Origin of the sequence: Planktotalea sp., from assembly GCF_965659345.1 — a bacterium.
In the GTDB taxonomy this organism is placed as follows: Bacteria; Pseudomonadota; Alphaproteobacteria; order Rhodobacterales; family Rhodobacteraceae; genus Planktotalea.
On record NZ_CBFHVK010000008.1, the window covers coordinates 177422 to 185402 of the forward strand.

Consider the following 7981-nt stretch of genomic DNA (forward strand, 5'->3'; position numbering starts at 1 on the left):
TTTGCTGCCGCTCTTGACTTTTTCTTCGGTTTGTCATTGTTAGCGCTAACTTAGTCGATCTTGCAAATGATGAGGATGTGGACATGGCAGTAAAAGTAGCAATCAACGGATTTGGTCGTATCGGCCGCAACATTTTGCGCGCGATCATTGAAAGTGGCCGCACAGACATCGAAGTCATTGCGATCAATGACTTAGGCCCTGTGGAAACCAATGCACACCTTTTGCAATTCGATAGTGTTCATGGGCGTTTTCCTGCAACCGTCACGCACGATGACACGTCCATCGACGTCGGTCGTGGCCCGATTGCTGTAACGGCAATTCGCAACCCCGCCGATCTGCCATGGGCTGATGTTGATATTGTCATGGAATGCACGGGCGTCTTTACCGACAAAGAAAAAGCCAAAGTACATTTGGAAAACGGCGCAAGCCGCGTTCTCGTCTCTGCGCCGTCTAAAGGGGCTGACAAAACAATCGTTTACGGCGTGAATAGTGACACGCTTACGGCAGATGATCTGATCGTCTCCAACGCCTCTTGCACCACAAACTGCCTCGCGCCTGTGGCGTATGCGCTCAACAACGCGTTCGGCATCAAGCGCGGCTTTATGACGACGGTTCACAGCTACACAGGCGATCAGCCAACGCTCGATACGATGCACAAAGATCTCTATCGCGCGCGTGCTGCTGCGATGAGCATGATCCCCACGTCGACAGGAGCTGCCAAAGCCGTTGGCCTAGTTTTGCCGGAACTTGAAGGCAAACTTGACGGGGTAGCCATCCGCGTCCCCACACCAAACGTCTCCGCTGTAGATCTGACCTTTGAAACAGCGCGCGATGTGACTGCTGAAGAGATCAACCAAGCCATCAAAAACGTGGCCGAGGGAGCGCTAAAAGGCGTCTTGGAATACAATGAGCGCAAGCTCGTTTCCATGGATTTCAACCATGATCCGCACAGCTCGATTTTCGCGTCAGATCAAACAAAGGTAATGGACGGCAACATGTGCCGTATCCTCGCTTGGTATGACAACGAATGGGGCTTTTCGAACCGCATGGCCGACACCGCAGTCGCGATGGCGAAATTCCTGTAAAACTTGCTGATGCGGTACGGTTTTGAAAAGCCGTACCTCTACCGCTTGTAAAGGATTGGAAACCAATCCTCGCGCAGCTTTTGACCTGCCACCATATCATGACCCGGGAACGGCGGAGACGTCGGCCCTGGGCGGTCCACATATCGCGCATCATCGCCTAACAGACGCAATGAAAATGCTCGCCTGCGCTGACTTGTTTCATTGCCCCGCGCCCCGTGTAAGATGGAATAATTGAACGCCACGGCGTCCCCCGGCTCCATTTCGTATTCGCGCACAATCATACCCTCAGCGTCAGGATCAGGCACTGGCATGTAAGCATCCTCATCAGGATAAAAACTTGTCTCGGACAACCACCGCGTGGGCAAAACTGGTTTTTCCCATAGGTGAGACCCCGCGACACAGCGCAAAGATGCGTCTGTTACAGGATCAAGTGGGGACCAAAAGCTCACCGTTTGCTGCCCTTGCACGAAATAATAGGGCCCATCCGTGTGCCACGGCGTTGGCTTGGACGTTCCCGGCTCTTTCACAAGCACATGATCATGAAAAAGCTGCACAGTCTTTGAGCGCATCAAATCAGCAGCAACTTCTGCGGCATCACTGTGGCGCGCGACGTCCTCAAACTCCGCAATACGCGACCAATTGCAATAGTCATCGAAAAAGCGGCCACCCTCGCCTTCTTTAAGATTTTCCGCAGCATACGGCCCCGGCTCATCTATGTTACGCTGAACCCCTTTGCGCAGGGTTTCCACATGATTAGCAAAAAGCCCTTTGATCAGCACAACACCGTCGCGCTGATAGCTTTCAACCAGTTCTTCTGTCACCAAAGCATGCATATTCTGTCCTATCTTTGTGCCATACGCTCCGCCAATTCGAGCATGCGCATGGAAAAACCCCATTCATTGTCGTACCAGCCAAACACGCGCAACAACCCACCGACAGAGACCGAAATTTCTGGCCCCACCAGCACGAGCGACTCCGGCCGCATGCGCAAATCAGAAGACACCAGCGGCTGCTCTGTCCAGCCTAACACGCCACTGGCAGCTTGCGATTTCAAATGATCCCGCACCATTTGCGCCGTCACACTGGCGCGCGTTTGCACTGTTAAATCAATTGCGGAAACACTTGCGGTCGGCACTCTGATCGCGCGCGCTTCGATCCGCCCTGCCAAGTGCGGCAACACCTCATCCGTTAAACGCTGCGCACTTGTGGTCGTCGGCACCATCGATAATGCAGCAGCGCGGCTACGCGCAAAGTCAGCACCCGGTTTGTCCACGGTTGGCTGACTTCCAGTATAACAATGGATCGTGGTCATATGGCCGCTCTCGACCCCATAGGCTTCATCTAGAACACGCAACAACGGCGCAAGCGCATTGGTCGTACAAGACGCGTTTGAGACGATGTTGGCATGCCCGAGCTCTTCGTCATTTGCGCCAATAACAATGGTCTTATCTGCCGTCTCAGACGGTCCAGAAATCAGGACCGATCTTGCCCCTGCATCCAATCCGCGGGTCGCGATTGCACGGTTGCCCGCAAGTCCAGTGCATTCCAGCACAACATCAACCGATGATAGATCAAGCTTGCTCAAATCAGTCTCATGATGAAACGGGATCGTATCACCGTCGAGCTCCAAAATGCCATCAGAATGCTTGACCACGCCATTATAACGCCCAAAAACGCTATCATATTCAAAGAGATAGGCACAAACATCAAGCGACTGAATGTCGTTGACCAAGACCAGTTCAAAGGGAAGATCTTGCGCTCTGAGAATTCTCAAGATCGAGCGGCCAATGCGACCAAAGCCATTAAGTGCAATACGTGTTTTTGTTTGTGTCATGACAAAAGGTTTGCCGCAAACCTCATAGGTTTCCAAGCAAACAATTGTACCAATTCAACACCTTGCTCGGCTCAACTTGGCAAAGTCCGTCGCAAACAGTCGTGCAATGTCGCGCGTGAACAGGAAACACGCTAACGACTAAGGCGACGCTGAGTTGTGAATAATCGGAAAGTTAGCATGCATTTTGGCCTGAGCGAAGAACAGAATATGATCGTTGATACGGTCCGTAGTTTTGTTGAAAATGAAATCTATCCTTTTGAAACCGAGGTTGAGCAAACAGGTCAAGTGCCACATGAACTTGGTGAAGCACTAAAGCAAAAGGTAGTTGATTTGGGCTTTTACGCCTGCAATTTTCCTGAAGAGGTTGGCGGCGCAGGCCTGTCCCACCTTGATTTTACACTTGTCGAACGTGAGCTTGGCCGCGGCTCTATGGCACTTACGCATTTCTTCGGTCGGCCACAGAATATCTTAATGGCCTGCGAAGGCGATCAGCGTGAGCGTTATCTTTTGCCTGCCGTACGCGGCGAAAAAATGGACGCGCTCGCTATGACAGAACCTGAGGCTGGATCAGATGTGCGCGGGATGAAATGCAGTGCTGTGCGCTCTGGCGGGGATTGGGTTATTAATGGTTCAAAACACTTCATTTCAGGTGGCGAACACGCTGATTTCTTTATCGTTTTTGTAGCGACTGGCGAAGACCAAACCCCTAAGGGGCCGAAAAAACGGATCACAGCATTTCTTGTAGATCGCGGAACACCTGGCTTTGAAGCACGTGAGGGGTACAAATCAGTCTCGCACCGCGGCTACAAGAATTACGTGCTGGACTTCACCGATTGCCGCCTTCCCGATGCGCAAGTTTTGGGAGAAGTCGATGGTGGGTTCGCCGTGATGAATGAATGGTTGTATGCGACCCGATTGACTGTCGCCGCCTTTAGTGTCGGACGCGCGCGTCGTTGTTTTGAATATGCTTTGAATTATGCTGCTGAGCGAAAGCAATTCGGTCAACAAATTAGCAAATTCCAAGGCGTAAGCTTTCAAATCGCCGATATGGTCACTGAAATCGATGCCGCTGATTGGCTCACCTTGTCCGGGGCATGGCGTCTTGATCAAGGCTTACCCGCGAACCGCGAAATTGCGAGCGCGAAGCTATACGCCACCGAAATGTTGGCGCGTGTCACCGATACGACGCTGCAAATTCACGGCGGTATGGGCCTTATGGATGACTACCCGATAGAACGCTTCTGGCGTGATGCGCGGGTTGAGCGGATTTGGGATGGTACCAGTGAAATCCAACGCCATATCATCAGTCGCGACTTGTTCCGCCCTCTTGGCGCATAATCCATGACGCGTAAGTCACTTGAGCGATTGTTAAGACCAAAGTCCGTAGCGGTCATCGGTGGTGGCGCTTGGTGTCGCAATGTTATCAAGACCTGTCACACGATTGGCTTTGATGGCGCGATCTGGCCTGTACATCCGAGCAAATCAACTGTTGAAGGCCTTAAAGCCTACGCAAGCATCGAAGACCTTCCCGACGCGCCTGACGCTAGCTTTATCGGCGTTAATCGAAATGCAAGCATTGACGTTTTGACCTCTCTTTCCGAGCGCCGCGCAGGAGGCGCTGTTTGTTTTGCGTCCGGATTTGCAGAAGCAACAGCCGAACTCGAAGATGGGGCAGACCTTCAAGCAAGGCTACTGAACGCAGCAGCGGATATGCCGTTCTTAGGGCCAAATTGTTACGGCTTTCTTAACTACCTGGATGGATGTGCACTTTGGCCCGATCAACATGGCTGCCAACGCGTTCAAAGCGGTGTTGCAATCATTACGCAAAGCTCGAACATTGCAATCAATTTAACAATGCAGAACCGTGCGGTACCGCTCGCTTACATCGTCACTGCGGGCAATCAAGCACAGGTTGATCTGTGCGAAATTGGCATGGCATTATTGAAAGATCCGCGCGTAACCTGCCTTGGCCTTCATATTGAAGGTATAAATAATATCAGATCATTAGAGAAGTTATCTAATCTATCGTGTGAACTAAAAAAGCCGATCTGTATCCTAAAGGTAGGCAAGTCAGATCAAGCGCAACTCGCCTCTGTTTCACACACGGCGTCACTTGCTGGAAACCATACGGGTGCCAGTGCATTGATTAACCGCTTAGGCTGCGCTCAAGTCGATGATTTAAGCACATTTTTAGAAGTTTTAAAAATTTGGCACGTTGCAGGCCCTTTAACGTCTCACGAAATCGCATCAGCATCATGTTCAGGTGGAGAAGCGAGTTTAATGGCCGATCTAGGCAGCGCATTCGGGTTGCGCTTTCCAGAGTTGAGCGGAACGCAGATATCGCGCTTACGCACGACCCTTGGCCCTAAGGTCGCGCTTGCGAACCCATTGGATTATCATACTTATATCTGGCCTGACAAAAACCTGATGCAACAAACATTCGACGCATTGTTCGATACTGATATCGAGATTGGCCTTGTAGTTTTGGACTTTCCACGCGCCGACCGCTGCGACATTTCAGATTGGGAATGTGCGCTTGAGGCGATCATCGCGTGCAGAAAAAACGCGCATACCCCTATTGGCATTGTTGGGTCACTACCAGACACAATGCCCGAAGCAATGGCACAGCAGTTGATCCGCGAAAATGTGATCCCCTTTAACGGCATGGATACCGCTTTGCGCGCCATTGCTTTAGCGCGCATTGATGAACCCAGCGCTATTCCAATCCTTGCGCCGCAAACTCCTGAAAACGTAGCAACAATCAGCGAAGCAGAGGCAAAAACAGCGCTTGCGAAATTCGGATTACGGATTCCACAGTCACTCAAAGGCAGCTCGATTAAAGACTTTCAAAAAGCAGACGGTTCGCTGCAAAAACCGTGGGTTTTGAAAGGGCTTGGCCTCGCACATAAATCTGAAAATGGCGCGGTGCGTGTTGGATTAACCAACCTCGCAGAAGTCATTGACGCTCAAAAAACTATGAACTGCGCCGAGTATCTTCTTGAAGAAATGATAGAAAACCCGATTACAGAACTGCTCATTGCCGTCACCTTGGATCCAGCTCATGGATACGTTTTAACACTTGGCGCTGGCGGCACACTGACCGAGCTGTTGCAAGACACCATGTCGCTTATTCTGCCCGTCACCGAAGCAGACGTCACCAAAGCCCTGAACAATTTGCGCTGCGCTCCAATTCTTGACGGGTATCGCGGCGCACAAGCGATCGATCGCAACGCTCTTTGGCAAGCAATCGATGCCGTACAAAACTATGTCATTGCGCATCAAGGTCAGGTGCAAGAAGTTGAAATAAATCCATTGATTTGTACGTCGACCCAAGCAATCGCGGTCGACGCACTTATCGTCCAAGGAGACGCACAATGAGCGATACCCCAGTCAAAACACATCGCGATGGCCATGTACTTGAGGTCACGCTTGATCGGCCGAAAGCAAATGCAATTGATTTGGCAACCAGTCGTATAATGGGTCAAGTATTCAGGGACTTCCGAGATGATCCTGATTTGCGTGTGGCAATTATCACAGGCGGTGGAGATAAGTTTTTCTGCCCCGGTTGGGATCTCAAAGCCGCAGCAGATGGAGACGCTGTTGACGGCGATTATGGTGTTGGTGGTTTTGGTGGTTTGCAAGAACTCCCGCATCTAAACAAACCTGTGATCGCTGCCGTGAATGGGATTTGCTGCGGCGGTGGATTGGAGCTCGCCCTGAGCGCAGATATCATTCTCGCTGCTGATCATGCGAGTTTTGCACTGCCGGAAATTCGCTCTGGCACTGTCGCTGACGCGGCAAGTATCAAGCTTCCCAAGCGGATCCCCTACCATATCGCCATGGAAATGTTGCTGACTGGCCGTTGGCTGGATGCAGATGAGGCGGCACGTTGGGGTATGATTAACCACATATATACAGCGTCTGAATTGATGTCGGAGGCCCGCAAACTCGCCCAACTGCTCGCAGCCGGTCCCCCGCTTGTCTATGCCGCGATCAAAGAAGTTGTACGCGAAGCAGAGAATGAAAAGTTTCAAGACACGCTCAACAAGATCACCAAAAGCCAGTTTAAAACTGTGGAAACTCTCTACACATCCGAAGATCAACTGGAGGGCGCGAGAGCATTTGCGGAAAAGCGTGATCCAGTTTGGAAAGGACGATAACGAGCGTCTGAGTTGAGCGCTTAAGCTGAAAATATAGCAAGCAGTTAGAGTCAGGATTCACAACAAGAAGATCATGGCAGCTGTGAAGGCAATTGCAGAGAGAAATTCCTTAGGGATCTGTCATCGCGAGTTGAGATGCTTAATCGATCTTTGAGCCTGCGGAGCATTCTCTCGATACGGTACGGTTTTTAACTGTGTTTGTCGTACATGAGGGTCTTGTCTTGGCTTCATTCGGATCAATGCCATCAGCCAGCAAGGCCTGTGCTATGTCGTGCGTTTTACAGGCACGAGCCAGACTAACCGCAGGATAGCCGCCAATGACAAGCAAACCTTCCTTGCCATCAGGTCGACATTTGAAGCGCCTGAACCTTGATCCGATTATTTTGAAAAGAACAAGCAGGCCTTCAAAGTCACGCAAGTTGTAGGGCTTATCACGTGATTTGATGTTTCGAATCTGAATGACGCGAAAAGGCGTGCTGGTGAACGCTCTTTTCCAAGTTTTCATCTTACCGCCAAATATACCCCTAATCTGGGGGGTACGGTGCTAGAGACTGTAAAACAGCAGTACAAATCATCTCAATCAAACCTTGTAACACAGGGCTTAACAGATGTTTGTGAACTATATCTAAGAGTTAAATGGTGCCCCCACACGGGCTCATAGGTTATGATAAAATACAAATAATATCTTGTAAACATTAAAAATTCTTAAAATCATTATTTCAGTTTATGTACCATATCTGGAAATTTTCTAGTACCAAATATGACCTCCTACTGAATATGAAGTTACCTGCCTCTCGCGCCTGCCCTACCCTTCCACATCCGTTGTTGTGAACCGTTGTCGCCTAGCTCACAGGTTTTCACAAACGTGCTTACCCTCGCTCAGCGGTTCTCATGACCCTATT

At 50.5% G+C, this 7981-nt stretch carries 7 protein-coding genes; 4 read left to right on the top strand and 3 right to left on the bottom strand.

Features of this window, described 5'->3' with window-relative positions:
* Positions 1-83: 83 nt before the first annotated feature.
* Positions 84-1085 (top strand): type I glyceraldehyde-3-phosphate dehydrogenase, encoded by a 1002-nt coding sequence (gene gap / locus ACTG3Z_RS08620; protein ID WP_439142563.1) that lies wholly within the window; start codon positions 84-86, stop codon positions 1083-1085.
* A 38-nt stretch (positions 1086-1123) separates the two neighbouring features.
* Here the strand turns inward: gap and ACTG3Z_RS08625 are convergent, their stop codons facing one another.
* Together ACTG3Z_RS08625 and ACTG3Z_RS08630 are read right to left on the bottom strand one after the other, a co-directional pair.
* Positions 1124-1918: a phytanoyl-CoA dioxygenase family protein gene (locus ACTG3Z_RS08625; RefSeq protein WP_439142565.1), complete on the bottom strand. Its 795-nt coding sequence runs from the start codon at positions 1916-1918 to the stop codon at positions 1124-1126.
* 8 nt (positions 1919-1926) lie between these two features.
* Positions 1927-2919 carry a type I glyceraldehyde-3-phosphate dehydrogenase gene (locus tag ACTG3Z_RS08630; protein WP_439142566.1) on the bottom strand — a complete coding sequence of 331 codons (993 nt, stop codon included), beginning with the start codon at positions 2917-2919 and terminating at the stop codon, positions 1927-1929.
* A 177-nt stretch (positions 2920-3096) separates the two neighbouring features.
* Here ACTG3Z_RS08630 and ACTG3Z_RS08635 point away from each other — a divergent pair, with 177 nt between their 5' ends.
* The 3 genes from ACTG3Z_RS08635 to ACTG3Z_RS08645 are packed head-to-tail and all read left to right on the top strand — an operon-like array spanning position 3097 to position 7079.
* Positions 3097-4257 carry an acyl-CoA dehydrogenase family protein gene (locus ACTG3Z_RS08635; RefSeq protein ID WP_439142578.1) on the top strand — a complete coding sequence of 387 codons (1161 nt, stop codon included), beginning with the start codon at positions 3097-3099 and terminating at the stop codon, positions 4255-4257.
* A 3-nt stretch (positions 4258-4260) separates the two neighbouring features.
* Positions 4261-6297 carry an acetate--CoA ligase family protein gene (locus ACTG3Z_RS08640; protein ID WP_439142567.1) on the top strand — a complete coding sequence of 679 codons (2037 nt, stop codon included), beginning with the start codon at positions 4261-4263 and terminating at the stop codon, positions 6295-6297.
* Positions 6294-7079: a carnitinyl-CoA dehydratase gene (locus ACTG3Z_RS08645; RefSeq protein ID WP_439142568.1), complete on the top strand. Its 786-nt coding sequence runs from the start codon at positions 6294-6296 to the stop codon at positions 7077-7079. Before ACTG3Z_RS08640 ends, ACTG3Z_RS08645 begins: the two co-directional genes overlap by 4 nt.
* 139 nt (positions 7080-7218) lie before the next feature.
* Here the strand turns inward: ACTG3Z_RS08645 and ACTG3Z_RS08650 are convergent, their stop codons facing one another.
* On the bottom strand, positions 7219-7584 hold the full coding sequence (locus ACTG3Z_RS08650; RefSeq protein ID WP_439142569.1) for an Arm DNA-binding domain-containing protein: 366 nt from the start codon (positions 7582-7584) through the stop codon (positions 7219-7221).
* Positions 7585-7981: the final 397 nt, after the last annotated feature.